The 24,385-nt window shown below is 62.3% G+C and carries 20 protein-coding genes and 1 pseudogene; 15 read left to right on the top strand and 6 right to left on the bottom strand.

What is annotated here, in order from left to right:
- Positions 1–80: 80 nt before the first annotated feature.
- On the top strand, positions 81–458 hold the full coding sequence (gene mvaT / locus BLU76_RS15970; RefSeq protein ID WP_003205091.1) for a histone-like nucleoid-structuring protein MvaT: 378 nt from the start codon (positions 81–83) through the stop codon (positions 456–458).
- Positions 459–540: 82 nt separating this feature from the next.
- Here the strand turns inward: mvaT and sbcB are convergent, their stop codons facing one another.
- Positions 541–1,977, bottom strand: coding sequence for an exodeoxyribonuclease I (sbcB, locus tag BLU76_RS15965; RefSeq protein ID WP_092145089.1), 1,437 nt, complete (start codon positions 1,975–1,977; stop codon positions 541–543).
- Between the two features lie 257 nt (positions 1,978–2,234).
- Between sbcB and BLU76_RS15960 the strand changes: the two genes are divergently transcribed.
- The 8 genes from BLU76_RS15960 (at position 2,235) to BLU76_RS32320 (ending at position 11,129) form a co-directional block, all read left to right on the top strand.
- The gene (locus BLU76_RS15960; protein WP_092145087.1) at positions 2,235–2,960 is read left to right on the top strand and encodes an RDD family protein; all 726 of its coding nucleotides are present in this window, start codon (positions 2,235–2,237) and stop codon (positions 2,958–2,960) included.
- Positions 2,957–3,931, top strand: a complete 975-nt coding sequence (locus tag BLU76_RS15955; protein ID WP_063324592.1) for a stage II sporulation protein M — start codon at positions 2,957–2,959, stop codon at positions 3,929–3,931. The genes BLU76_RS15960 and BLU76_RS15955 overlap by 4 nt, the downstream gene beginning before the upstream one ends.
- A complete protein-coding gene (locus tag BLU76_RS15950; protein ID WP_092223463.1) occupies positions 3,918–5,462 on the top strand; it encodes a DUF4129 domain-containing protein in 1,545 nt (514 codons plus the stop codon). The genes BLU76_RS15955 and BLU76_RS15950 overlap by 14 nt, the downstream gene beginning before the upstream one ends.
- A complete protein-coding gene (locus BLU76_RS15945) occupies positions 5,459–6,622 on the top strand; it encodes a DUF4350 domain-containing protein (RefSeq protein WP_092223461.1) in 1,164 nt (387 codons plus the stop codon). The genes BLU76_RS15950 and BLU76_RS15945 overlap by 4 nt, the downstream gene beginning before the upstream one ends.
- Complete coding sequence (locus BLU76_RS15940; protein WP_092223459.1) at positions 6,619–7,788, top strand: Fic family protein; 1,170 nt, start codon at positions 6,619–6,621, stop codon at positions 7,786–7,788. Before BLU76_RS15945 ends, BLU76_RS15940 begins: the two co-directional genes overlap by 4 nt.
- 119 nt (positions 7,789–7,907) lie before the next feature.
- On the top strand, positions 7,908–8,915 hold the full coding sequence (locus BLU76_RS15935; protein WP_072345504.1) for an AAA family ATPase: 1,008 nt from the start codon (positions 7,908–7,910) through the stop codon (positions 8,913–8,915).
- A 175-nt stretch (positions 8,916–9,090) separates the two neighbouring features.
- Positions 9,091–10,422, top strand: coding sequence for a DUF58 domain-containing protein (locus BLU76_RS15930; RefSeq protein ID WP_092223457.1), 1,332 nt, complete (start codon positions 9,091–9,093; stop codon positions 10,420–10,422).
- A gap of 533 nt (positions 10,423–10,955) precedes the next feature.
- The gene (locus BLU76_RS32320; protein ID WP_371915040.1) at positions 10,956–11,129 is read left to right on the top strand and encodes a DUF6124 family protein; all 174 of its coding nucleotides are present in this window, start codon (positions 10,956–10,958) and stop codon (positions 11,127–11,129) included.
- A 77-nt stretch (positions 11,130–11,206) separates the two neighbouring features.
- Here BLU76_RS32320 and BLU76_RS15920 read toward each other — a convergent pair whose 3' ends face one another.
- Both BLU76_RS15920 and BLU76_RS15915 read right to left on the bottom strand, forming a co-directional pair.
- Positions 11,207–11,566 carry a PilZ domain-containing protein gene (locus BLU76_RS15920; RefSeq protein WP_063324586.1) on the bottom strand — a complete coding sequence of 120 codons (360 nt, stop codon included), beginning with the start codon at positions 11,564–11,566 and terminating at the stop codon, positions 11,207–11,209.
- A gap of 291 nt (positions 11,567–11,857) precedes the next feature.
- On the bottom strand, positions 11,858–12,232 hold the full coding sequence (locus BLU76_RS15915) for a tetratricopeptide repeat protein (protein WP_092223455.1): 375 nt from the start codon (positions 12,230–12,232) through the stop codon (positions 11,858–11,860).
- 365 nt (positions 12,233–12,597) lie between these two features.
- Here BLU76_RS15915 and pyk point away from each other — a divergent pair, with 365 nt between their 5' ends.
- A complete protein-coding gene (pyk, locus tag BLU76_RS15910; protein ID WP_063324585.1) occupies positions 12,598–14,049 on the top strand; it encodes a pyruvate kinase in 1,452 nt (483 codons plus the stop codon).
- A gap of 101 nt (positions 14,050–14,150) precedes the next feature.
- On the opposite strand, the gene BLU76_RS15905 is transcribed toward pyk, so the two are convergent.
- Genes BLU76_RS15905 through BLU76_RS15895 form a run of 3 tightly spaced genes read right to left on the bottom strand, consistent with a single transcriptional unit; the run spans position 14,151 to position 16,963 of the window.
- On the bottom strand, positions 14,151–14,900 hold the full coding sequence (locus tag BLU76_RS15905; RefSeq protein WP_092223453.1) for an enoyl-CoA hydratase: 750 nt from the start codon (positions 14,898–14,900) through the stop codon (positions 14,151–14,153).
- Positions 14,901–14,928: 28 nt separating this feature from the next.
- On the bottom strand, positions 14,929–15,864 hold the full coding sequence (locus tag BLU76_RS15900; protein WP_092223451.1) for an iron-sulfur-binding ferredoxin reductase: 936 nt from the start codon (positions 15,862–15,864) through the stop codon (positions 14,929–14,931).
- Positions 15,857–16,963 (bottom strand): GGDEF domain-containing protein, encoded by a 1,107-nt coding sequence (locus BLU76_RS15895; protein WP_063325235.1) that lies wholly within the window; start codon positions 16,961–16,963, stop codon positions 15,857–15,859. The genes BLU76_RS15900 and BLU76_RS15895 overlap by 8 nt, the downstream gene beginning before the upstream one ends.
- A 529-nt stretch (positions 16,964–17,492) precedes the next feature.
- Here BLU76_RS15895 and BLU76_RS15885 point away from each other — a divergent pair.
- The 5 genes and pseudogenes from BLU76_RS15885 to BLU76_RS31895 form a co-directional block, all read left to right on the top strand.
- Positions 17,493–19,016 (top strand): fumarate hydratase, encoded by a 1,524-nt coding sequence (locus tag BLU76_RS15885; protein WP_092223447.1) that lies wholly within the window; start codon positions 17,493–17,495, stop codon positions 19,014–19,016.
- Positions 19,017–19,260: 244 nt separating this feature from the next.
- The gene (locus tag BLU76_RS15880) at positions 19,261–21,027 is read left to right on the top strand and encodes a sensor histidine kinase (RefSeq protein ID WP_092145069.1); all 1,767 of its coding nucleotides are present in this window, start codon (positions 19,261–19,263) and stop codon (positions 21,025–21,027) included.
- A complete protein-coding gene (locus BLU76_RS15875; protein ID WP_092223445.1) occupies positions 21,020–22,345 on the top strand; it encodes a sigma-54-dependent transcriptional regulator in 1,326 nt (441 codons plus the stop codon). Before BLU76_RS15880 ends, BLU76_RS15875 begins: the two co-directional genes overlap by 8 nt.
- A gap of 210 nt (positions 22,346–22,555) precedes the next feature.
- The gene (locus tag BLU76_RS15870) at positions 22,556–23,875 is read left to right on the top strand and encodes an MFS transporter (RefSeq protein ID WP_063324580.1); all 1,320 of its coding nucleotides are present in this window, start codon (positions 22,556–22,558) and stop codon (positions 23,873–23,875) included.
- Positions 23,876–24,173: 298 nt separating this feature from the next.
- Positions 24,174–24,385: pseudogene (locus BLU76_RS31895) on the top strand (heme utilization protein); the annotation flags it as partial.

The raw sequence follows: 24,385 nt of genomic DNA, 5'->3' as shown, positions 1-24,385 counted from the left end.
AATGTTTACTTGATGAAACTGTCTGATTACTATTGTCGCACTGTGTCCTTGTCACCCGCGTCCTACATAAGGTAGTCCACATGTCCTTGATCAATGAATACCGCGCCACAGAAGAAGCTATCAAAGAACTGCAAGCTCGCCTGAAAAACCTGTCCCAAGACGACAAACTGCAAACCGAGCTTGAGTTCGAAGGCAAACTGCGCACTCTGATGGGCGAATACTCCAAGTCGCTGCGCGACATCATTGCCCTGCTGGATCCAGAAGCCAAGTCGAGCAAAGCACCACGTGGCGCCGTGAAAACTACCGGCACCAAACGCGCTCGCAAAGTTAAGCAATACAAGAACCCGCACAACGGCGAAGTCATCGAAACCAAAGGTGGCAACCACAAGACTCTGAAAGAGTGGAAAGCCAAGTGGGGCGGTGACGTGGTTGAAGGCTGGGCAACCCTGCTGGGCTAAGCCCCACCGGTTCGCAGCGTTCTTAGCGAACAAAAAAACGCCAGCGATTGCTGGCGTTTTTTTTGCCTGTCATCTTTTCACTTCATCGCGGCCCAAGGCTTAAACGTTTGCGCAATTGCTGGCTGTAACCCTGCCACTCCCTGAGTACTTCTTGCTGCACTGGTGTAGACAGGTCCATCCACTCCCCCATCGCCGCGTCAAAACTTTCCAAGGTATTAGGCGCGCCCCACTCCGGGGATGACAGCCGTTGTTGACAGAAAAGTCTCCAACGCTCCTGCTCTTCAGGATTCAACGTGTCTGGAAAGTTGCGTGCACGATATCGGAACAATAGTTCTGGTAAACGCTCATCATCGAAAGGCCAGCGTTCTCGAGCCAATTGCGCCGGGTCCGCCATGCGGACTTGTTCACATAAACGTCGATCGCGATCCCCCAGGAAGCCCGCGTATAACTGTTGCTCGGGATCCTCGCTGGCGGTGAAATCCTCGCGACCATAAATAGCCTGAAGTTTATCTTGCCAAACTTTCTGTGCGTCAGTTAGCCGCGATGCCCGTTGCTGATAGCCCTCCATGTCCAACTCCAGTCGCTGCTGGTCCTCGGCACGCAGCACCGACAATGGCGCGATCACCGGGCATTTGTTGATATGGATAAGCTTGAGCGGCACCGGCAACTCACCTTCGAGCAATTCTTCACGGCGGGTATACAAACGCTGGCGCAGGCTTTCGGCATCGTGGTCCAGCAGGCCCTGGGGGTCCAGGTGCAGGTCGCAGACGATCAGGGCGTTACGGTTTTTCGGGTGCCAGGCCAGCGGCAAGACCACACCGATGTAGTTGCGCGCCGCCGAGAAGCGACCGGAAATATGCACCATGGGCTGCAACAGACGGATCTGGTCCATCACCTTCTGTTTGCTGCGCAACTGGAATAGCCAGTCGTAGAGCCGGGGCTGCTGCTGACGGATCAGCCGGGCCAGGGCAATGGTCGCGCGCACGTCCGACAACGCATCGTGGGCCTGGCCATGGTCGATGCCATTGGCGGCGGTCAAGCGCTCGAGCTTGAGGGTTACGCGCCCGTCCTCTTGCGGCCAGACAATGCCTTGCGGGCGCAGCGCATAGGCCGCGCGCACCAGGTCGATCAAATCCCAGCGACTGTTGCCGCCCTGCCATTCCCGTGCGTACGGGTCGAAGAAATTTCGATAGAGGCTGTAGCGGGTCATTTCATCGTCGAAGCGCAGGGTGTTGTAGCCGGCGCCACAGGTTCCGGGCGCGGCCAGGTGCCCGTGGACACGGGTCATGAAATCGGCTTCGCTCAAGCCTTTTTCGGCCAGGCATGTCGGGGTGATACCGGTAATCGCACAGGCCGCCGGATGCGGCAGGATGTCATCGCTGGGCCGGCAATACAGGTTCACCGGTTCGTCGATTTCATTGAGTTCGAAATCGGTACGGATACCCGCCACCTGCAAGGGCCGGTCGCAACGCGGGTTGATGCCGGTGGTTTCGTAGTCGTACCAGAAGATGGAAGTCACGGGCTGTTCCTGAACTGAAGACTGGCGAAGTCTAGGCGCTCGGGCCCGCCCGAGACCAGCAGTCCTGTAACTTTTGAATTCCAACACGGGTTCCACGCCCACAGTTTGAACCCTGGTGCTCATATGGGCAGTGTTCGCCTTCTCAATCCTGTTGCAAACCATGAAATGACCTGCACAGTTGTATCGTTTGCCCGCACGAAGACTGCTAGCATCTGGGTCGAGATTGAACATTCGGTCTGGCCCATCACAGGTTGCCCATGCTCGAGACACCAGCACTGCAAAGGAACGCGACGCTGCCCGCGCCCCTGGACACGCGCTATCAGGTTGAAACACCCGAAGGCATCGACCTGCCGCTGCGCCCGGCGGGGCTGATGCCGCGTGCAATCGCCTTCGCCATCGACCTGGGCATACGCGGGCTGGTCCTGGGGCTTTTCTTTCTGGTCCTGGCGTTTTTCGGCGAGCTGGGGATCGGCCTTGGGTCCATCCTGCTGTTTGTCGTCAGTTGGTGGTACATGGTGCTGTTCGAGGTGCTCAACCAGGGGCGCTCTCCCGGCAAGCAGATCATGGGGCTGCGCGTGGTGCAGGACGATGGCCGGCCCATCGGCTGGTCGGCATCGTTGATCCGCAACCTGCTGCGTTTCGTCGACATGCTGCCCTTCGGCTACACCTTCGGGGCCATCAGTTGCCTGCAGCATCCGGCGTTCAAGCGCTTGGGCGATCTCGCGGCCGGCACGCTGGTGGTGTATCGCGAACAGCCGGTCAAACGCCCTGCATTGCCAATGGCAGCGCCGATACGAACACCTTTCACCCTCAGCCTGCATGAGCAACGCGCCGTGCTGGGCTTCGCCGAACGCCAGGCAGAACTGTCCCAGGCGCGAGTCAACGAACTGGCTGCCATCCTGGCCGCGCCACTGAACGTCCAAGTGCCAAACGCTGCGGCCGAACTCAATGGCGTCGCCCGCGGCCTGCTGGGGCCAACATGAAGCAAAGCCTGTTCGAAAGCCGTCACCAAGGGGAATGGGAGCACCTGGCCCGGCAACTCGACCAACTGGAGCGCAGCCGCAGCGTGCCCCAGAGCAGCGACTTTCCCGCCACCTACCGACGGCTTTGCCACCATCTGGCATTGGCCCAGGCCCGGGGCTACAGCAGCTTGCTGGTCGACACACTGCAACAACTCGCGCTGCGCGGTCACCAGCAACTGTACCGGGATCGCAGCCGGCCATCGACCGGTCTCTCGGCGTTTATCCTGGCCGGTTTTCCCCGACTGGTGCGTGAACAATGGCGATTCGTGCTGGCCGCCAGCCTGATGTTCCTGGGCAGCCTGGTGGGTATCGGGCTGCTGGTCTATCTGTTCCCGGAACTGGTCTACAGCGTGCTCGGCGCCGACGAAATCAGCCAGATCCGCAGCATGTATGACCCCGCGTCCGGGCACTTGGGGCGTTCGGTCGAGCGCGCCGCCAGCGAGGACTGGGTCATGTTCGGTTACTACATCATGCACAACATCGGCATTGCCTTTCAGACTTTTGCCAGTGGCTTGATGTTTGGCCTGGGGAGCGCGTTCTTCCTGTTTTTCAATGGCCTGACCATTGGCGCGGTGGCCGGGCACCTGACCCAGATCGGCTCCGGGGGAACGTTCTGGTCGTTCGTGATTGGCCACGGCGCCTTCGAACTCACTGCCATCGCCCTGGCCGGGGCCGCAGGCCTGCAACTGGGCTGGGCTCTGATTGCGCCGGGACGCCTGAGCCGAGGCGAGGCCTTGCGGCTCGCGGCGGGCAAAAGCGTACTGATGATCGGCGGTGTGATGCTGTTCCTGCTCATTGCCGCGTTCATCGAGGCCTACTGGTCTTCCAGCGCCGTGACGCCCGCCACCAAATACACGGTGGGCGCCTTGTTGTGGCTGTTGGTCATCAGCTATCTGTCGCTTGCCGGACGGGTCCGCCATGCGCCTGAGTGACGCCACCGTCGTCATCCGCCCACGCACCACCTGGGAAGCCATGGACCTTGGGGTGTTGATGAGCCAGCAGCATCGACGCCTGCTGATGACCAGTTGGGCGCTCATCACGTTGCCGGTGTATCTGTTGCTGACCCTGCTGCTGTGGGATTCACCGTCGCTGGTGGTGATGCTGTTCTGGTGGTTGAAGCCGGCCTTCGACCGGCTGCCGCTGTACATTCTGTCCAAGGCTCTGTTTGGTGAAACCCCCACCTTGCGCCAGGCGTTGCGCCAATGGCCGGCGCTGCTCAAGCCGCAGTTGCTGGCCAGCCTGACCTGGCGCCGGCTGAGCCTGAGCCGCAGCTTCCTGATGCCGGTGGTGCAACTGGAGGGGCTTAGCGGTGAGGCGCGGACGCAGCGCTTGCGGGTACTGATGCAACGCAACCGCGGCGCGGCGCAATGGTTGACCATCATCGGCGTGCACCTGGAAACCGCCTTGTGGTTCGGCCTGATGGCCCTGTTCTACCTGTTCGTGCCACAACAAGTCGAACTGCAATGGGATTGGGAGACGCTGGTGTCAGCGGCCGAGCACGACTGGTTGTGGTTCGAACACCTGGTCAATTTCCTCTACCCGCTGCTGCTGATCTTGTGGGAGCCGGTGTATGTCGCCTGCGGCTTCAGCCTCTACCTGAACCGGCGCACCATCCTCGAAGCGTGGGACATCGAACTGGTGTTCCGACGCCTGCGCCAGCGCCTGAGCGGCGTGGCCCCGGTGTTGATGCTGCTGGCGCTCATGCTGCTGCCGCCGACGCCCCCGGCGTTTGCCGCCGAAGCCAGCGACGCCCCCGATAGCCCGCGGCTGCTCAACCAGCCCCTCACCAGCGAAGCCTCCCGGGACGGTATCAAGGCAATCCTCGACGCCCCGCCGTTCAAGAACCCCGAGACCGTCATCCGTTATCGTTTCGGCGAAGAAACTGCCGAATCCCCCGAGGCCGAGACCGAGGCCAAACCGAGCTGGCTCAAGGACCTGTTCAAATGGCTCGGCAGCCAACGTTTCGACATCGCCGCCGCACTGATCCAGGTGGTGCTGTGGGCCTGCCTGGGGGCAGCGATCGCCTGGCTGGCCTGGCGCTACCGTGAAAGACTCAAGGCCCTGGCCAATCGCCGACCGACGCAGCGCCTGCCGGTGGAACGAGCCGTACCGGCGCGCATGTTCGGCCTGGATATTCGCGAAGAGAGCCTGCCCGCCGATGTGGCCACCCGCGTCGAACAACTGTGGGCCACGCAACCCCGTGAAGCCCTGGGCCTGCTGTACCGGGCGCTGCTCAGTCGGTTGCATCATGACTTCAAGATCCCCTTGAAACCGGCCGACACCGAAGGCCAGGTGCTGGAACGCGTCGAACAACTCAAGCAGGACAACCTGCTGGGCTTCAGCAAAAACCTGACCCTGCATTGGCAGAACATTGCCTATGGGCATCGTCCACCGCCGACACACCTGCAACAGGAATTGTGTGACGGCTGGCGCGAGCTGTTCGGTCCGGGAGCCTCTCGATGAGCCGGCACGCAGGGTGGCTGATCGGCGCCGTGCTGGCCGCGCTGGTGTGCGCATTCGGCCTCTACCTCTACACCAAGGCCGAACCCTATGAAGAGGTCGTCGAGCACGGCCCCTCCCCTGAAGCCCAGGCCAATCCTTACCTGGCCGCCGAACTTTTCCTGCGCCAGCGGGGTATCAACGTCGAGCACGCCAACAGCCTGGACGTGCTGCCCACCCTGGAACCTCGCCAGCACAGCCTGCTGTTGCTGGGCGAGCGAACCCACATGACGCCACGGGAAGTCGAACAGTTGATGAACTGGACCCGGGCCGGCGGACGCCTGGTCTTTGTGGCCGAAGCCTTGTGGGACAACAACACCGGCAGCAGCGGCGACCTGCTGCTTGATCGCGTGCGCCTGCGTCAACTCCTGAGCGAAGACCTCAAGGAGCCCGCGCCCGAACTGATCAAGGACCGTTACCCGGAACTGACCAAGCTCTACCTGGAAGATGAAGAGGCGCCGGCGTATATCGGCTTCGACACCGATTTCCACCTCGAAGACCCGCATAACCTGGCCCAGGCCTGGGCCAACAGCGCGCTGTCGACCCACATGATGCAGTTGAACCTCGGCCTGGGCTCGATCACCGTGATCACCGACGCCGAGCTGTGGAAGAACGACGCCATCGACCAATACGACAACGCCTGGCTGCTCTGGTATTTGAGCGCCGACACGGACGTCACCCTGCTGTTCAACACCGACCACGACGACCTGCTGACCTTGCTGCTGCGCTATTTCCCCCAGGCACTGGTGGCCCTGCTGGCTCTGGTTGCGCTATGGCTCTGGCGCTCGGCGGTACGCCATGGCCCACTGCAACAACCGGCGCCCAAGGCGCGGCGTCAGTTGGAAGAGCATGTGCAGGCCGGCGCCGGTTTCCACCTGCGCCACAACGGCCAGGCGTACCTGTTGCATGCCTTGCAACAAGACGTCCTGCGCCGGGCGCGTCATCTTCACCCAGGCTTCGAACAACTGGCCGTCGCCGAACAATGGCAGGTACTCGCCCGCCTGACCCGCCAGCCCACGCGAGCCATCAGCCAGGCCTTGAGCCCCCGGCCGAAACAGCGGACGTCGAACGTTGAGTTCTGCCGCCAGGTCGCCCATTTGCAAACCCTCAGGAATGCCTTGTGAACTTGGTAATAGGGTCAGAGACTCTGCCCGACTCGATCTTCCGGGCCGCGGATCAGTTGCCGCGCAAGGCCGCCTTTCTTGCAGGACGGCTAGCCGATGAAACATCCAGCCAACTGGCGGGCCTGTTGCGCATCACCAATACCTATTACTCGAACCTGATCGAAGGGCATCGAACCGAGATCGCCGACCTCCAGATTGCTCGCACGACACCGAAACGGGAAAGAAAAGAGCTCAAAGAGCTGGCCGTACAACACATGACGCAGCAGGAGGTGATGGAGCGGCTGCTTCGCATGCGGCCAGCGGATAATTTCTCTGCCATGTTCGATCCCAGGTTAATCGCGGCCATCCATCGTCGACTGTTCAAAGATGCTTCCACGCAGGAACTCACCCTGAGCGATGGTCGCCTGATGGAACCGGGCAGGCTGCGGGTCGAAGAGGATGAACAGGTCCAGGTCGGCGCGCATATCGCTCCAGCGGCTGCAGTTGTATTGCCCATGCTTGAGCATCTGCAGTTGCACTACGGACGAATAAAGGATCCGCGACGCCAACTGATCGCGGCCCTGGCAGGCCATCACCGAGTGGCGCTTGTGCACCCCTTCCTCGATGGCAATGGTCGAGTGATTCGGATGCTCACCCACCTGCAACTGGTTCACCTCGGGCTAAAACCTTTCCTCTGGTCACTGTCCCGCGGCCTGGCTCGCAGGCAAGATGAGTACTATCGCTTCCTGGCTTTGGCTGATCGTCCTCGTGAAGGAGACTATGACGGGCGCGGCCAACTCTCACAGCGTCACTATTTCAACTTCATCGAGTTCATGCTCGATGTCTGCCACGACCAGATTGAGTACATGACGACCTCGCTAAACCCAGCCAAGCTGCGCGAGCAGGTTGTTCATGTGTTCTCAACGGATCCTGAGCTTCGCCGTGCCGGCATCAGGCATACCAGTGCAGCTGCCGTGCTGGCGCTGCTCACCCAAGGGGCGATGCCGCGTGCAGAGTTCAAGGTGTTCACAGGTTTGAAGGATCGGCTTGCCACGGAGGAACTGAGCCGCTTGATCGACGCGGGGATTGTGGTCAGCAGGACCCCCAGATCCCGCACGGTGGAGGCGGGTTTGCCCGCACGCTTCGCTGGGTTGATCTTTCCAAACCTGCACTTCCAAATGGGCTAGGTTATGTCGGCGGCTCAGATGTCACCGCCCAGTCATGGCAAAGCATGAAATGGTTAGATCATGTAACTAGATGATTTATCTAATAGAAATAGGATTTAACCGTTAGGAGAACTCCAGAATTGACGACTGAACAGAACGAACCTGTCGACGGCCAGGCCCACGCCGCCCAACAGCGTCAGCGCGCCAGTCAGTTGGCCCAGGCCATCCGCACCGAGCTGCGCAAAGCGGTGGTCGGCCAGAGCGCGGTGATCGACGATGTGCTCACCGCGCTGATCGCCGGCGGGCACGTGCTGCTCGAAGGCGTTCCCGGGCTGGGCAAGACCTTGCTGGTGCGGGCCTTGGCCCGCTGTTTCAACGGCGAGTTCGCGCGCATCCAGTTCACCCCCGACCTGATGCCCAGCGACGTCACCGGGCACGCGGTGTACGACTTGCAGACCGAGCAGTTCAAGCTGCGCAAGGGCCCGGTGTTCACCAACCTGCTGCTGGCCGACGAGATCAACCGCGCACCAGCCAAGACCCAGGCCGCGCTGCTCGAAGCCATGCAGGAACGCCAGGTCACCCTCGAAGGCCGCGCCCTGCCCATCAGCCAGCCGTTCATGGTCCTCGCCACCCAGAACCCCATCGAACAGGAAGGCACCTACCCGCTGCCGGAAGCCGAGCTCGACCGCTTCATGCTCAAGGTGCGCATGGACTACCCGGACGCCGACCAGGAGCTGGACATGGTGCGCCAGGTCAGCCGCTCGACCCGCGCCGACATGCTCGACGTGCAACCGCTGCGCGTGGTGTTGCAGGCCAAGGACGTGCAAGCGCTGCAACGCATTGCCAGCGACCTGCCGATGGACGACCAGGTGCTCGACTACGCCGTACGCCTGGCCCGTACCACCCGCAGTTGGCCGGGCCTGACCCTCGGCGCCGGGCCGCGCGCGTCGATTGCCCTGGTGCGGTGTGCCCGGGCCCGAGCGTTGTTGCGTGGCGGCGAGTTCGTCGTGCCGGACGACATCAAGGGCTGCGCCCTGGCGGTGCTGCGCCATCGCGTGCGGCTGGCGCCGGAGCTGGACATCGAAGGGCTGTCGGTGGATCAGGTGCTGGGGCAACTGCTCGATCAAGTGCCGGCGCCGCGCTTGTGAATACGCATTTCATGATGGAGAAACTCATTGTGGCGAGGGGATTTATCCCCGCTGGGGCGCGCAGCGGCCCCTTGCAGTGTGTCAGACAAAACCAGGGGGCCGCTTCGCAGCCCAGCGGGGATAAATCCCCTCGCCACAAAAGCGCGCTCTGCATGTCTCCAACGGGAATGCACCCATGAAACCCTCGCGCCTGCTCTTGATCTGGCTCGCGCTTCTGCTGGCCCTCGGCATCGCGCTGGGCACGCTGCGGGCACTCGGCGTGACGGTGCCATCGGCGCTGCTGTCGATCAACTGGGGGCTGCTGCTGGCCTTGCTGGCCCTGGCGCTGCTCGACGCGGTGCGCGTCAGGCGCCTGCCCTCGCCGCGGGTACAACGGCAGATGCCCGGCAGCCTGGCCCTGGGTCGCTGGGGTGAAATCCACTTGGACATCAGCCATGACTTTGCCCAACCGCTGGAGGCGCAGGTCTTCGATCACGTCCCCGACGGCCTGGACTTCGAAAACCTGCCCCTGTCCGTCGAGCTGCAACCCGGCCAACACAGCCAGGTTGGCTACCGCCTGCGCCCGCTCAAGCGCGGGCACTTCGCCTTCGAACATTGCGAAATCAACCTGCCGAGCCCGTTGGGCCTATGGACCGACAAGCGTCTGCTGGATGCGCTCGATGAGACTCGGGTCTACCCGGATTTCGCCAGGCTCTACGACGGTCAACTGCTGGCGGTGGACAACTGGCTCAGCCAACTCGGCATCCGTCAGCGGCAACGGCGCGGCCAGGGCCAGGAATTCCATCAACTGCGCGAATTTCGCGAGGGCGACAGCCTGCGCCAGATCGACTGGAAGGCTACGGCCCGCCATCGCACGCCGATTGCCCGGGAATACGAAGACGAGCGCGACCAACAGATCATCTTCATGCTCGACTGCGGCCGGCGCATGCGCAGCCAGGACGGCGAGCTGTCGCACTTCAACCACGCCCTCAACGCCTGCCTGCTGCTCAGCTACACCGCGCTGCGCCAGGGCGATGCCGTGGGCCTGAACACGTTCGCCAGTGATCAGCCCCGCTACCTCGCCCCGGTCAAAGGCCCGGGCCAGCTCAACGTCTTGCTCAACACCGTGTACGACCTCGATAGCAGCCAACGCCCCGCCGACTACCAGGCAGCCGTCACCCAGTTGCTGGCCCGGCAAAAACGCCGGGCCCTGGTGGTGGTGGTGACCAACTTGCGGGATGAAGACGACGCGGATCTGCTCGCCGCCGTGAAACGGTTGGGCCAACAGCATCGGGTGCTGGTGGCCAGCCTGCGGGAAGAAGCCCTCGACCGCTTGCGCCAGGCGCCGGTGCAAACCTTGCCTGAAGCCTTGGCCTACTGCGGGACGGTGGACTACTTGAATGCCCGGGCCGAACTGCATCAGCAACTGAGCGCCCATGGCATCCCGACCCTGGATGCGCGCCCCAGTGAGTTGGGGGCGCAATTGGTGACGCAATATCTTGCATGGAAAAAGGCGGGGACCGCATAGGTCCTACAGCGAGCCAGCAAAGCTCCAGCTGACTACAGCGCCTTGCGCAACGGACTACAGATCCGCCAGAATCCGCCGGCTTGTGTGCCTTGGCCTTGCCCCGTAACTTGATTCGCGTCGCTGATATCCAGCGATCGGGTTTAGTCGCCCGGTGTTGAAGTGAGGTGCACAAGCGTCATCCAGTCGGGTTCCCCTATCCCCGCACTTGATGGTGGCTGTGCGCAGGGCGCCCTCGGGCGCGCCGGTTTCACTTCTCACCGGTCGACTAACCTGCGTCCAGCCGCCACCCCTCGTTTAGTCGCGAGCCGGATGGCAGCGCCACCAAAGAGAAGTGAATATGATCAAACCAACCCCCAATCCACCCCATACCGACCCGCTCCCCCCCCCACGAAACCCTCGACCCCGAAAAGCTCGACGAAGCCGCCCAAAGAGCCCTCGACTATTACCTCAAGCCCAACCACGGCCAACCCGACAAGAAGCCTGGCAAACAACCGGACTACTTCATCGTCGCCCCCGACGCCGACCCCGAAGGCATGCTCGCGCACACCTACGAAACCTTCTGTTCGGTGAGCACGCTGATCCTGGATTTATCGGAAGACCTGGAAGGCGCCCCGCGCAACCTGGCCCTGGCGATTCACCAAATGGGCGAGATGGGGGTGTTGTTGCTGGAGAAGATGCTGGATAACGAGGCGAAGGTTCAGCGCTAGAAGAGGTGTATGAGAAACCTGTGGGAGCGAGCTTGCTCGCTCCCACAAAGTGTTGCGCCAACAAAAGTGACCGGGGCTCAGGCCGATTCCGGCAACGGATAAAAACTGAAATATTGCTGCAATGCGCTGATCAGTTGCCCGTACTCCGGCGGCGCCCATTGCAGGCTGAAACCGGCGTCGAAATGCTGCGGCGTCACGTCTTCGCGGCACCACAGGCAATTGGCCCTGAGCACAATGTTCTGCTGCGGTCCCTCATCGGAAGGGATTTTCAGGTGCAAGTCAAAGTCCGCGCCGACCATCAACGGTAAATGGCTGATCAGCATCAGGCCATCTGCAGAAACGTTGCCCAAAAAACCGATGGGCTTGCCGTTGACGCCATTAAACACTCTCAGGAAATACGGCAGCTGCTGCCGTTCGATGCGCCGTTTTTTGTACATGTCCTGTATCGCTTTTTGAACGACCCCGAATCGGGGCAACCTAATACTTCGGAACGAGCACACGCCAGCTCGCTCTCCCCGATCCCGGTGCCAGACGCTCGCAAGCGTTCAAGCCTAGTGCTGCCGGTCACAGGTGCCGCTTGAAGTTAGAGATTTAGCTCTAATGACGTTTTGTACAAATATAGCTCATGGTCGTGTGGCAGCCAGTCCGTGCGCACACCTTTCATAAACAAAAATACCCGGGGGGCTTGTGGCCAGGGATCGCCCCCGGCCCATGGCTTGATGAGCCTGTCAGGACGCCGTCGGGCGGATCGCCGACGCGCTGCGGGTCGGGTAATGGCCCAGGCTCTGCAAGGTCTCGAGCCGGGCGCGGGCGCGGAAGGCGTATTCACTGTTAGGGTATTGCATGATGATGAACTGGTAGGTCTGCGCCGCATCGACAAACAGCTTCTGCCGTTCCAGGCACTGGCCGCGCAGCATCGAGACTTCCGGCTGCATGTAGCGGCGGGCACGGCTGGCGCGGTCGACCTGGGACAGTTCGAGCATGACCTGCTCGCAATTACCGCGGTCATAGGCCTTGTAGGCCAGGTTCATGTGATGGTTCATCGACCAACGGGTGCAGCCCGTGACGCTCAGGGCCAGGGCAACAAAAAGCACGAATCGCATGGGAGGTTCTCCTGTCTTGAGCTCTGTATCGACCTGGCTGGGAAAATCTTCAGCCTGAAAACGCTTGCCATGGCTGGCACACACCCCGTGGCGAGGGAGCTTGCTCCCGCTGGGCTGCGCAGCAGCCCTGAAACCTGGCCCCTCGGTGTATCAGGCAGCCCGGGTTCAACTTGTTTGGGGTCGCTTCGCAACCCAGCGGGAGCAAGCTCCCTCGCCACAAGAGCCTGTGGCAGGCTTTAAGGAGGTGTGAAAATTTTCAGGAATGTTCATTTCGAAAAACAAACGAAAAAGTAGTGCATATGAACAATGACTACACCCAAAGAGCATAGTAGCCTTCGCTGGCGCTTGAACTTGAGGAGTCTTGCATGTCCGTCCGTCGCACCAAAATCGTCGCTACCCTTGGCCCGGCCAGTAATTCGCCGGAAGTTCTCGAACAGCTGATTCTGGCTGGCCTGGACGTCGCCCGCCTGAACTTTTCCCACGGTACCCCCGAAGAACACAAGGCACGTGCCAAGCTGGTGCGCGACCTCGCCGCCAAGCACGGCCGTTTCGTTGCCCTGCTGGGCGACCTGCAAGGCCCGAAGATCCGTATCGCCAAATTCGCCAACAAGCGCATCGAGCTGAAGATTGGTGACACCTTCACCTTCTCCACCAGCCATCCGCTGACCGAAGGCAACCAACAGGTGGTGGGTATCGACTACCCGGACCTGGTCAAGGACTGCGGCGTGGGCGACGAGTTGCTGCTCGACGACGGTCGCGTGGTGATGCGCGTCGAGACCGCCACCGCCACCGAACTGAACTGCGTCGTGACCATCGGCGGCCCGCTGTCGGACCACAAAGGCATCAACCGTCGCGGTGGTGGCCTGACCGCACCGGCCCTGACCGAAAAAGACAAGGCCGACATCAAGCTGGCCGCAGAGATGGAAGTCGATTACCTGGCCGTGTCCTTCCCCCGTGACGCCGCCGACATGGAATACGCCCGTCAACTGCGCGACGAAGCCGGCGGTACTGCCTGGCTGGTGGCCAAGATCGAGCGCGCCGAAGCCGTCGCCGACGACGAAACCCTCGACGGCCTGATCAAGGCCTCCGACGCCGTGATGGTGGCCCGTGGCGACCTGGGCGTGGAAATCGGCGACGCTGAGCTGGTGGGTATCCAGAAGAAGATCATCCTGCACGCACGCCGCCACAACAAAGCGGTGATCGTCGCGACCCAGATGATGGAGTCGATGATCCAGAACCCGATGCCGACCCGCGCCGAAGTGTCCGACGTAGCCAACGCCGTACTGGACTACACCGACGCCGTGATGCTCTCGGCCGAAAGCGCCGCGGGCCTCTACCCGCTCGAAGCGGTGCAAGCCATGGCGCGTATTTGCATCGGCGCTGAAAAGCACCCGACCAGCAAGACCTCCAGCCACCGCATCGGCAAGACCTTCGAGCGCTGCGACGAGAGCATCGCCCTGGCGACGATGTACACCGCCAACCATTTCCCGGGTGTGAAGGCGATCATCGCCCTGACCGAAAGTGGCTACACACCGTTGATCATGTCGCGCATCCGTTCCTCGGTGCCGATCTACGCATTCTCCCCGCACCGCGAAACCCAGGCTCGCGCCGCCATGTTCCGTGGCGTCTACACCGTGCCGTTCGACCCGGCCGCCCTGCAACCGGGCGAAGTCAGCCAGGCGGCGGTGGATGAGCTGGTCAAGCGCGGCGTGGTGCAGACCGGTGACTGGGTCATCCTGACCAAAGGCGACAGCTACCACACCATCGGCGGCACCAACGGGATGAAAATCCTGCATGTTGGCGACCCGATGGTCTGAGTGACCGAGCGCTGGAAAACAAAAGCCCTACCATGTGAATGGCGGGGCTTTTTGGTTTTTGCCCTTGGGGAATGTAGTGCCTGAACTGGCCCCTGCAGAACTTATTGCCTGTTGATAAACCCCGACAACGCCGCAACCGCCTCGGGCGAACGCAGCCGCTGGGTGAACAGCTTGCCCTCTGCTTCTATCACCTTGCGCAACTGTTCCCGGTCCGGCGCTTTCATCAGTTGCTTGCTGATACTCACCGCTTCAGCCGGCAGCGATTCGAAGCGCAACGCCACCTCCCGCGCCTTGGCCAATGCCGCCTCGCCACTGTCCATTGCCTCGGTGGCAATGCCCCAGGCGACCGCTTGTTCGCCACTGAAGCCCTCGCCCAACAGCAACAATTGCGCGGCCCTGGCCTGGCCCAGCAACCGTGGCAGGATGAGGCTGGAGCCGAATTCCGGGCACAGCCCCAAGTTGACGAACGGCATGCGCAGCCGCGCGTCCCGGCTGACGTAGACCAGGTCGCAATGCAACAGCAACGTGGTGCCGATGCCCACCGCCGGCCCGGCCACGGCGGCGATCACCGGTTTGCGGCAATCGAGCAGGCTGAGCATGAACTGGAACACCGGGTTATCGAGGTCGTTCGGTGGTTGTTCGAGGAAGTCGACGATGTCGTTGCCGGCGGTGAAGCAGTCGCTGGAGCCGGTGAGCAGCACTGCGCGAATCTGCGGGTCAGTATCGGCCATCGCCAGGGCTTGGGCCAGCTGACTGTACATGGCCCGGGTCAGGGCGTTTTTCTTTTCCGCACGGTTCAAGCGCACCGTCAGCAGGCCGCGTTCTCGGTCGAGCAACAGGGTTGGGGTCATGGTCGGTCTCGCGTCTGGAAATCAGCGCTCAACCACGGGGCAGGAAGACGTCGGCCAGCAGTTGGTTGCGCGGCAAGCCGGCCAGGTACAAGCGTTTGGCAAAGGCCTCGACCCGGTCGGGATGGCCGCAGAGTAAGGCCTGGGTTTGCCGTGAAACAAGCCGCAGTTGCGCCAAGGCGGACGGCGCCTCGGCCGCGGTCAACAGTTCCACGGTGAGGTTTTGGTGCTTGGCCGCCAGCGCCGCCAGGGGTTTGGCCAGGTAATGCCCGGCCGCATCATGGGCCACGTGAATAAGGCGAATCGCGCCTTGGTGATCCTGACGCAAGGCTTCGCGCAGCAAGCCGAACAGCGGCGCCAGGCCAGTGCCGGCGGCGAGCAGCCACAGCGGCCTGGCGTGCCAGTCGGGGTCGTAATGCAGGGCACCGCCGCGCAACTCGCCCAGGCGGATCGGATCACCGGCCTTCATCCGCCGGGCCGCATCAATGAATTGACCGGGCTCGCGGCAATCGAGGTGGAATTCCAGGAAACGGTCTTCCTCGGGCAGGCTCGCCAGGGAATACGGCCGGGCCACGTCGCCGGCCCACAGCACCAGATGCTGCCCGGCCTGATAACGCAGCGACCGCTTGGGGGTGATGCGCAAGCGCAGCACATCGCCACCAAGCCAATCCACCGCCGCCACGTCAGCGGCCTGGCCGTCACGTTGCGGGTCGAAGGTGTGGATCTGCACATCCTCGACCACCTGACATTGGCAGGCCAGCCGCCAACCCTGGTCGCGCTGCGTCGGGCTCAGGGCGTCGGGGCGGCTGTCGCGCACATCACCGCCCACACACTGCACCAGGCAGGCGTGGCAACTGCCGGCGCGGCAACTGTAGGGCACCGCCACGCCTGCACCGTTCAAGGCGTCCAGCAGGTTACTGCCCGCCGCCACCGTCCATTGCCGACCGGCGACTGTCAGTTCAGGCATCGACATTCTCCCAGGCGGCAGCGCACCGATTGCGACCGTCTCGCTTGGCACGGTACAGGGCCTGGTCGGCACGCTGCAACGCGTTGTCCAGGTCATCGCCCATTCCCAGCATCGTCATGCCCGCCGACAAGCTGAGGGCGCCGACCTGCAGACCGATCAGCTCGACTTCTGTGAATGCCAGCCGCAGCCTTTCACAGCAGGCCGTCAGGCGCTGGGGGTCGCAGGCAGGCAGCAGCATGACGAACTCCTCGCCACCATAACGGGCCAATACATCGCCCTCGCGCAGGCACGCTGTGGCGACCGCGGCAAATGCCTGCAGCACCTGATCGCCGGCGGCGTGGCCGTGCAGGTCGTTGATGCGCTTGAAATGGTCGAGGTCGATCAGGGCCAGGCCATGGGCGATGCCGGGCCTGAGCGTGTTGAGTTCGCGCGAAGCGAGGCGCAGGAAGTGGCGGCGATTGAACAGCCCGGTCAGCTCGTCGGTGGCCACCAGGTCTTCGAGCTGGCGCATCATCCCGCGCAAGGTGTCCTGGTGCGCCTGCAGGGCAAACCGCCGCTGGCGCATGCGCTGACGTGATATCTGGACGTAGCGGGCGTAAAACACCAGCCACACCAGCACCAGAAACAGCACGGCCACCTGCAACCCGGCCAAGGTGGGATCGGGAAGCCTGAAGAAGTAACCGTCCCAAAGGGTAATAGCGGCGAAGCTGATGAACACCAGCGTCGCGCAGCGCACGAAGGCCCGGCGCGACAGATGAAACAGCCCGAACAGCAGGATCAATACATAAAACACCAGGAACACGCCCCGAGCCTGGTCCAGGTGCGCCATCATCCAGGTCTGCCAGCCCAGGCCGATCAACACCTGCGCTTCGGTAAGGCTGGGGTCGGCGAAGCGCAGGTTACGATCCGTGATAAACAGCGCGAACAGCCCAGCCTGGCACAGCACGACCAACACGCTGCCGATGATGACACCGCGCAACGAATCGAGGTAATGACCACTGAAAAATGCCAGCCACAATAAAACCAGTGCCAGCGCGTACGTCGCTGCCGCCAAAGCGAAGCGTTTCAGCAAAAGACGTTGAATGGCGTTATGGGTCAATCGTTGACTCACCATGGGAAAGGAAACTGACAGGAGGCGTCCTACGCTACAGGCCAGACGCCACTTTAGTGGCGTGTAGGACAAATGACCATTCAATTCTGGAGCAGAAAAATGGCGTCAAAGCAATGGCCCAGATTGACGCATTTGTTTGCTGCGGGCGGAACCCAGTTTGGACCAGAGACAAGGTTCCCCTGTGACAAGGAGACCATCTGTGGCGAGGGGATTTATCCCCGCTGGGCTGCGCAGCAGCCCCTTAACCAGACAACTCGGTGTGTCAGGCTGATCTCGTTCAGCTTTTTGGGGCTGCTGCGCAGCCCAACGGGGATAAATCCCCTCGCCACAGATTAAATCCCCTCGCCACAAAGGCAGCTCGCTCCCACAGGGGGCCGGCCTGCGATATACTGCCGCGCCTTTTTAGCGTCGCGCCAGCATGCCCGGCGTGCCTTATAGAGGTGCCGCCCGTCGACCGATGCACCCAAGCGGCCGGCACCTTATTGAATGTTCCCGTCTTTAGAGAGGAGCGCGACTCATGACCGTGATCAAGCAAGATGACCTGATACAGAGCGTTGCCGACGCTTTGCAGTTCATTTCCTACTACCACCCCGTGGATTTCATCCAGGCGATGCACGAGGCCTACCTGCGCGAAGAATCGCCGGCGGCCCGTGACTCCATGGCGCAGATCCTGATCAACTCGCGCATGTGCGCCACCGGCCACCGGCCGATCTGCCAGGACACCGGCATCGTGACCGTGTTCGTGCGCGTGGGCATGGACGTGCGTTGGGACGGCGCGACCATGGGCCTGGACGACATGATCAACGAGGGCGTGCGTCGCGCCTACAACCTGCCGGAAAACGTCCTGCGTGCGTCCATCCTCGCCGACCCGGCAGGCGCCCGCAAAAACACCAAGGACAACACCCCGGCGGTCATCCACTACTCCATCGTCCCCGGCAATACCGTGGAAGTGGACGTGGCGGCCAAGGGCGGCGGCTCCGAGAACAAGTCGAAGATGGCCATGCTCAACCCGTCCGACTCCATCGTCGACTGGGTACTGAAAACCGTGCCGACCATGGGCGCCGGCTGGTGCCCACCGGGCATGCTGGGTATCGGCATCGGCGGCACCGCCGAGAAAGCTGCGGTCATGGCCAAGGAAGTGTTGATGGAATCCATCGACATCCACGAGCTCAAGGCGCGCGGCCCGCAGAACCGTATCGAAGAGATGCGCCTGGAGCTGTTCGAGAAGGTCAACCAACTGGGCATCGGCGCCCAGGGCCTGGGTGGCCTGACCACCGTGCTCGACGTGAAGATCATGGACTACCCGACCCACGCCGCTTCGCTGCCGGTGTGCATGATCCCCAACTGCGCCGCCACTCGTCACGCCCACTTCGTGCTCGACGGCAGCGGCCCGGCGTCGCTGGAAGCGCCACCGCTGGACGCCTACCCGGAAATCGTCTGGGAAGCCGGCCCGTCGGCTCGCCGCGTGAACCTCGACACCCTGACCCCGGAAGAAGTCCAGAGCTGGAAACCGGGCGAAACCGTGCTGCTCAACGGCAAGATGCTCACCGGCCGCGACGCGGCGCACAAGCGCATGGTGGAAATGCTGAACAAGGGTGAAACCTTGCCGGTGGACCTCAAGGGCCGCTTCATCTACTACGTCGGCCCGGTCGACCCGGTAGGCGACGAAGTCGTCGGCCCGGCCGGCCCGACCACGGCCACGCGGATGGACAAGTTCACCCGCCAGATCCTCGAGCAGACCGGCCTGTTGGGCATGATCGGCAAATCCGAGCGCGGCCCGACCGCCATCGAAGCGATCAAGGACAACAAGGCGGTCTACCTGATGGCCGTCGGCGGTGCCGCTTACCTGGTGGCCCAGGCGATCAAGAAATCCAAGGTCCTGGCATTCGCCGAACTGGGGATGGAAGCGATCTACGAGTTCGAGGTCAAGGACATGCCGGTGACCGTTGCGGTCGACAGCAAAGGCGAGTCGGTGCACATCACCGGTCCTGCCATCTGGCAAAAGAAGATCAGTGACAGCCTGGCGGTGGAAGTGCAGTAACAGGCACTTTGCTGCTGTAAAAAAGGCCGGTGGGCGACAAGCCCACCGGCCTTTTTTTGTGCAAACCGTGGCGAGGGAGCTTGCTCCCGCTTGAGCGCGTAGCGCTCACAAAAGGGTCTGCTACGCAGCCCAGCGGGAGCAAGCGCCCTCGCCACAATGAATGACACCTTGAATATGGATGTGCAGCCGTCTTCGCAACCGCCATGCTATCGTGCCCGCCCGACTTGCAACTGTTCACACCAGCATGCTGCCAACTACCCGTACCTTGCGTCTGTCGTTGTACACCTTGCTGATCCTCACCGGCGCAGCCGTTGCCGCCACCCTCGCCGTGCGCCACGCCGAACGCGTGGCCCTGGAAGAAGACGCCAGCCGTGCCAACCAGCAGTTGGCGCTGTACGCCAATTCGTTGCACACCCTGATCGAGCGCTATCGCGCCCTGCCTGCCGTGCTGGCGCTGGACCCGGAGTTACGTTCGGCCCTCAAGGGACCGGTCGGCGCGGCGCAGCAGGATGTATTGAACCGCAAGCTGGAACGGATCAATGGCGCCGCCCAGTCATCCACCCTGGAATTGCTCGACCACACAGGCTTGGCCGTCGCGGCCAGCAACTGGCGCCTGCCCAGCAGCTATGTCGGGCACAACTATGGCTTTCGTCCGTATTTCCTCCAGACCCGCACCCAGGGCACCGGACGTTTTTATGCGGTGGGCGTGACCAGCGGCATCCCGGGATACTTCCTCTCCAGCGCCGTGACCGACGACAACGGCGAGTTCCTCGGCGCGATGGTGGTAAAGCTGGAGTTTCCGGAGCTTGAACGCGAATGGCGCCAGGGCAGCGACACTCTGCTGGTCAGCGATGCCCGGAGCATCATCTTCATCGCCAACCGCCCAGGCTGGCGTTATCGCCACTTGCAGCCGCTGAGCGACAGCGACCGCGCCGAGCTCAAGGCCACCCGTCAATACGACAAACAACCGTTGCAACCGCTGGCTTACGAAACGTTGCGGCGCTTTGACGACAATAGCCATCTGGCCCGGGTCGAGACGCCCGACGGCTCGGCGGACTACCTGTGGGAATCCTTGCCGCTGACCGCCGAAGGCTGGACGCTGCACTTGCTGCGCCGTCCGCAGATCGCCTTCGAAGACCGGCGTAATGCCGGGCTCGCGGCCGCCGGTTCGTGGCTGGCGCTGGTGTTCCTGCTGCTGTTTCTCAACCAGCGCTGGCGCCTGGCAAGGTTGCGCCAGCGCAGCCGCGAAGAGCTCGAACGGTTGGTCGAAGAACGTACCCGGGATCTGCGCACGGCCCAGGACGGGTTGGTGCAATCGGCCAAGCTGGCGGCACTGGGGCAGATGTCGGCGGCCCTGGCCCATGAAATCAACCAGCCCTTGACCGCCCAGCGCATGCAATTGGCGACCCTGCGCTTGTTGCTCGATCACGGTCGGGTCGATGACGCCTACAAGGCCCTCAAGCCGGTGGACGACATGCTGACGCGCATGGCCGCCCTCACCGGCCACCTGAAAACATTTGCCCGCAAAAGCCCCAGCGGCCTGCGCGAACGCCTGGACCTGGCGGCGGTGGTCGACCAGGCGCTGCAATTGCTGGACACGCGCCTGCGCGACGAACAGATCAGCACCGTGTTGCACCTGACTCGACCGGCCTGGGTGCGCGGCGATGCGATCCGCCTCGAACAAGTGTTGATCAACCTGCTGCGCAATGCCCTCGACGCCATGGCCGAGCAACCCATCAAGCGCCTGGAAGTGCGCCTGGAGGCCGATGAGCAATTGTGGCGCCTGACCGTCAGCGACAGCGGCAGCGGGATCGCCGAGGAACACCTGGCCCAGGTGTTCGATCCGTTTTTCACCACCAAGGCGGTAGGCGACGGCTTGGGCTTGGGGCTGGCGGTTTCCTTCGCGATCATTCATGAATCCGGCGGGCGGCTGACGGCAGACAATCACGAACATGGCGCAGTATTCTGCGTGACCTTGCCCATCGATCAGGAGGCCCAACTGCATGCTTGATTCAGTCATGGTCGTGGATGACGAAGGCAGCATCCGCAGTGCCGTCGAGCAATGGTTGAGCCTGTCGGGGTTCCAGGTGCAGTTGTTCAGCCGCGCCGACGAATGCCTGGCCCGGTTGCCGGAGCATTTCCCCGGGGTGATCCTCAGCGACGTGCGCATGCCCGGCCTCAGCGGCCTGGAACTGTTGGCCGAAGTGCGTCGCCGCGATCCGGACCTGCCGGTGATTCTGTTGACCGGCCACGGCGACGTGCCCATGGCTGTGGAGGCCATGCGCGACGGCGCCTACGACTTCCTGGAAAAACCCTTCAGCCCCGAAGCCCTGCTCGGCAGCCTGCGCCGGGCCCTGGACAAGCGCACCCTGGTCCTGGAAAACCGTCGCCTGCATGAACAAGCCGACGCCCGGGCCCGCCTCGATGGCACGCTGCTGGGCGTTTCCCGTGCGTTGCAAAACCTGCGGCGCCAGGTGCTGGACCTGGCCGCACTGCCGGTCAACGTATTGATCCGCGGCGAAACCGGCAGCGGCAAGGAACTGGTCGCCCGTTGCCTGCACGACTTCGGCACGAGGGCGAGCATGCCCTTCGTCGCGTTGAACTGCGCAGCCATTCCCGAAGCGCTGTTCGAAGCGGAGCTGTTCGGTCACGAAAGCGGCGCCTTCACCGGCGCCCAGGGCAAGCGCATCGGCAAGCTCGAATACGCCAACGGCGGCACGCTGTTCCTCGATGAAATCGAGAGCATGCCCCTGGCCCAACAGGTCAAGTTACTGCGGGTGTTGCAGGAGCAGAAGCTCGAACGCCTGGGTTCCAACCAGAGCATCCAGGTGGACCTGCGCATCATCGCCGCCACCAAGCCCGACCTGCTGGACGAAGCCCGGGCCGGGCGTTTTCGCGAAGACCTGGCCTATCGCCTGAATATCGCCGAGCTGCGCCTGCCGCCGCTGCGAGAACGGCGCGAGGACATTCCCCTACTGTTCGAGCATTTCACCCACAGCGCCGCCGAACGCCTGGGCCGCGCCGCCGCGCCCCTGAGCGGCCCGCAATTGAGCCACCTGCTCAGCCACGACTGGCCGGGCAACGTGCGAGAGCTGGCCAATGTCGCCGAACGCCAGGTGTTGGGGCTCGATCAACCACAGGCCCTGGAGACGGAGCCGGGCCAGTCTCTCGCGGCCCAGCAGGAAGCCTTCGAAGCCCAATGCCTGCGCGCCGCCCTGACGCGGCACAAAGGCGATGTGAAAGCCGTGCTCGAAGAACTGCAACTGCCGCGCCGCACCTTCAATGAAAAGATGCAACGCCATGGGTTGAGTCGGGAGATGTTTTTGTAGGGTGTTGATCGCTCCCACGCTCCCGCGTGGGAACGATCAACATAAGCGGATTCCCGCTCACGCCGAATCCAAAGCAAGCGGATTTCCGCTCATTCAACGTCACTACCCCCTCTAAACCGGCCTTCTGCCACCTGGCACAGCTCCTGCTATAGCCCTGGCAGGCTGCGTTCCCACGCGCTCCACAAAAACAATTAAACGAAGGATCCTTCAATGGATAACTCCAACGCCCTGCCCCTTGGGTCGGCTGCCGTGCCCGCCCGTGAAAGAACCACCGCCAGCCGGATCAAATCGATCTTCAGCGGCTCGGTCGGCAACATGGTCGAGTGGTATGACTGGTACGTCTACGCTGCTTTCTCGTTGTACTTCGCCAAAGTCTTCTTCCCCAAGGGCGACACCACCGCCCAATTGCTCAATACCGCCGCGATCTTCGCCGTGGGCTTCCTGATGCGCCCGATCGGCGGGTGGTTGATGGGCCTGTACGCCGACCGCGCCGGTCGCAAACGTGCGTTGATGGCTTCGGTGTACCTGATGTGCTTCGGCTCGCTGATCATCGCCTTGAGCCCGAGCTACGAAACCATCGGCGTCGGTGCGCCGATCCTGCTGGTGTTTGCCCGCCTGCTCCAAGGCCTGTCGGTGGGTGGCGAGTACGGCACCTCGGCGACCTACCTGAGCGAGATGGCGACCAAGGAACGTCGCGGCTTCTTCTCCAGCTTCCAGTACGTGACCCTGATCTCCGGCCAGCTCATCGCCCTCGGCGTGCTGATCGTGCTGCAACAGTTCCTCACCACCGAACAGCTGTATGCCTGGGGCTGGCGCATCCCGTTCGCCATCGGCGCGCTGTGTGCGATCGTGGCGCTGTACCTGCGGCGCGGCATGGAAGAAACCGAGTCGTTCACCAAGAAGGAAAAAGCCAAGGAAAGCGCCATGCGCACCTTGCTGCGCCATCCCAAGGAACTGATGACCGTGGTCGGCTTGACCATGGGCGGCACGCTGGCGTTCTACACCTATACCACCTACATGCAGAAATACCTGGTGAACACCGTCGGCATGAGCATCTCCGACTCCACCACCATTTCCGCCGCCACGCTGTTCCTGTTCATGTGCCTGCAACCGGTGATCGGCGGCCTGTCGGACAAGATCGGTCGCCGGCCGATCCTGATCGCCTTCGGCATCCTCGGCACGCTGTTCACCGTGCCGATCCTCACCACCCTTCACACCATCCAGACCTGGTGGGGTGCGTTCTTCCTGATCATGGCCGCGCTGATCATCGTCAGCGGCTACACCTCGATCAACGCCGTGGTGAAAGCCGAGCTGTTCCCCACCGAAATCCGCGCCCTGGGCGTCGGCCTGCCGTACGCACTGACCGTGTCGATCTTCGGCGGCACCGCTGAATACATCGCCCTATGGTTCAAGAGCATCGGCATGGAAACCGGTTACTACTGGTACGTGACGGCCTGCATCGCCGTATCGCTGCTGGTGTACATCACCATGAAAGACACCCGCAAGCATTCACGGATCGTGACCGACTGACCTCCAAGTCGTACAAACAAAAAGGGGCGAACCTGACAGGGTTCGCCCCTTTTTTCGTTCCTGGCTAAAGATTTTTCTGACATTAATCCCTGGTTAATGCCTGACCTTCATCCTCATCCTCAACAGAACGCCACTCGAATACGCCGGCAATGGCCTCATTGACCGCTCTGCTGCAACGGCGAATACATCGATTTTATCGATTTATTTGAGCATTTTTTTGCGCTTTTTAATCAAATTAACAAGCGTAATATCAACTCCACACCCAAGGCGCTAACGCCAAACATTCTGGAGCACGACCATGAAAACCAAACTGATCATCGCCCTGACCCTTTCCGTACTGGCTGCCAACACCTTTGCTGCCGACGGTTTCGACCGCACCAGCTCGGCCATCGCCGCCGATGGTTATGACCGTACGAGCGCCGCCACCGTCGCATCTGATGGTTACGACCGTACTAACGGCGCCACCGTTGCCGAAGACGGCTTCGACCGCACTAACGGCGCCACCGTTGC

The organism is Pseudomonas sp. NFACC08-1 (genome assembly GCF_900106735.1).
Classification (GTDB): Bacteria; Pseudomonadota; Gammaproteobacteria; order Pseudomonadales; family Pseudomonadaceae; genus Aquipseudomonas; species Aquipseudomonas fluorescens_Q.
Note: the sequence above shows the minus strand (reverse complement) of the source record. Positions and strands in the feature narration are given on the sequence as shown.

What these genes read in the sequence shown, in the direction of transcription:
- mvaT (WP_003205091.1), top strand. Translation starts at nt 81, where the DNA reads ATGTCCTTGATCAATGAATACCGCGCCACAGAAGAAGCTATCAAAGAA.
- BLU76_RS15960 (WP_092145087.1), top strand. Translation starts at nt 2,235, where the DNA reads ATGCTCGAGACACCAGCACTGCAAAGGAACGCGACGCTGCCCGCGCCC.
- BLU76_RS15955 (WP_063324592.1), top strand. Translation starts at nt 2,957, where the DNA reads ATGAAGCAAAGCCTGTTCGAAAGCCGTCACCAAGGGGAATGGGAGCAC.
- BLU76_RS15950 (WP_092223463.1), top strand. Translation starts at nt 3,918, where the DNA reads ATGCGCCTGAGTGACGCCACCGTCGTCATCCGCCCACGCACCACCTGG.
- BLU76_RS15945 (WP_092223461.1), top strand. Translation starts at nt 5,459, where the DNA reads ATGAGCCGGCACGCAGGGTGGCTGATCGGCGCCGTGCTGGCCGCGCTG.
- BLU76_RS15930 (WP_092223457.1), top strand. Translation starts at nt 9,091, where the DNA reads ATGAAACCCTCGCGCCTGCTCTTGATCTGGCTCGCGCTTCTGCTGGCC.
- BLU76_RS32320 (WP_371915040.1), top strand. Translation starts at nt 10,956, where the DNA reads ATGCTCGCGCACACCTACGAAACCTTCTGTTCGGTGAGCACGCTGATC.
- BLU76_RS15920 (WP_063324586.1), bottom strand. Translation starts at nt 11,566, where the DNA reads ATGTACAAAAAACGGCGCATCGAACGGCAGCAGCTGCCGTATTTCCTG.
- BLU76_RS15915 (WP_092223455.1), bottom strand. Translation starts at nt 12,232, where the DNA reads ATGCGATTCGTGCTTTTTGTTGCCCTGGCCCTGAGCGTCACGGGCTGC.
- pyk (WP_063324585.1), top strand. Translation starts at nt 12,598, where the DNA reads ATGTCCGTCCGTCGCACCAAAATCGTCGCTACCCTTGGCCCGGCCAGT.
- BLU76_RS15905 (WP_092223453.1), bottom strand. Translation starts at nt 14,900, where the DNA reads ATGACCCCAACCCTGTTGCTCGACCGAGAACGCGGCCTGCTGACGGTG.
- BLU76_RS15900 (WP_092223451.1), bottom strand. Translation starts at nt 15,864, where the DNA reads ATGCCTGAACTGACAGTCGCCGGTCGGCAATGGACGGTGGCGGCGGGC.
- BLU76_RS15885 (WP_092223447.1), top strand. Translation starts at nt 17,493, where the DNA reads ATGACCGTGATCAAGCAAGATGACCTGATACAGAGCGTTGCCGACGCT.
- BLU76_RS15880 (WP_092145069.1), top strand. Translation starts at nt 19,261, where the DNA reads ATGCTGCCAACTACCCGTACCTTGCGTCTGTCGTTGTACACCTTGCTG.
- BLU76_RS15875 (WP_092223445.1), top strand. Translation starts at nt 21,020, where the DNA reads ATGCTTGATTCAGTCATGGTCGTGGATGACGAAGGCAGCATCCGCAGT.
- BLU76_RS15870 (WP_063324580.1), top strand. Translation starts at nt 22,556, where the DNA reads ATGGATAACTCCAACGCCCTGCCCCTTGGGTCGGCTGCCGTGCCCGCC.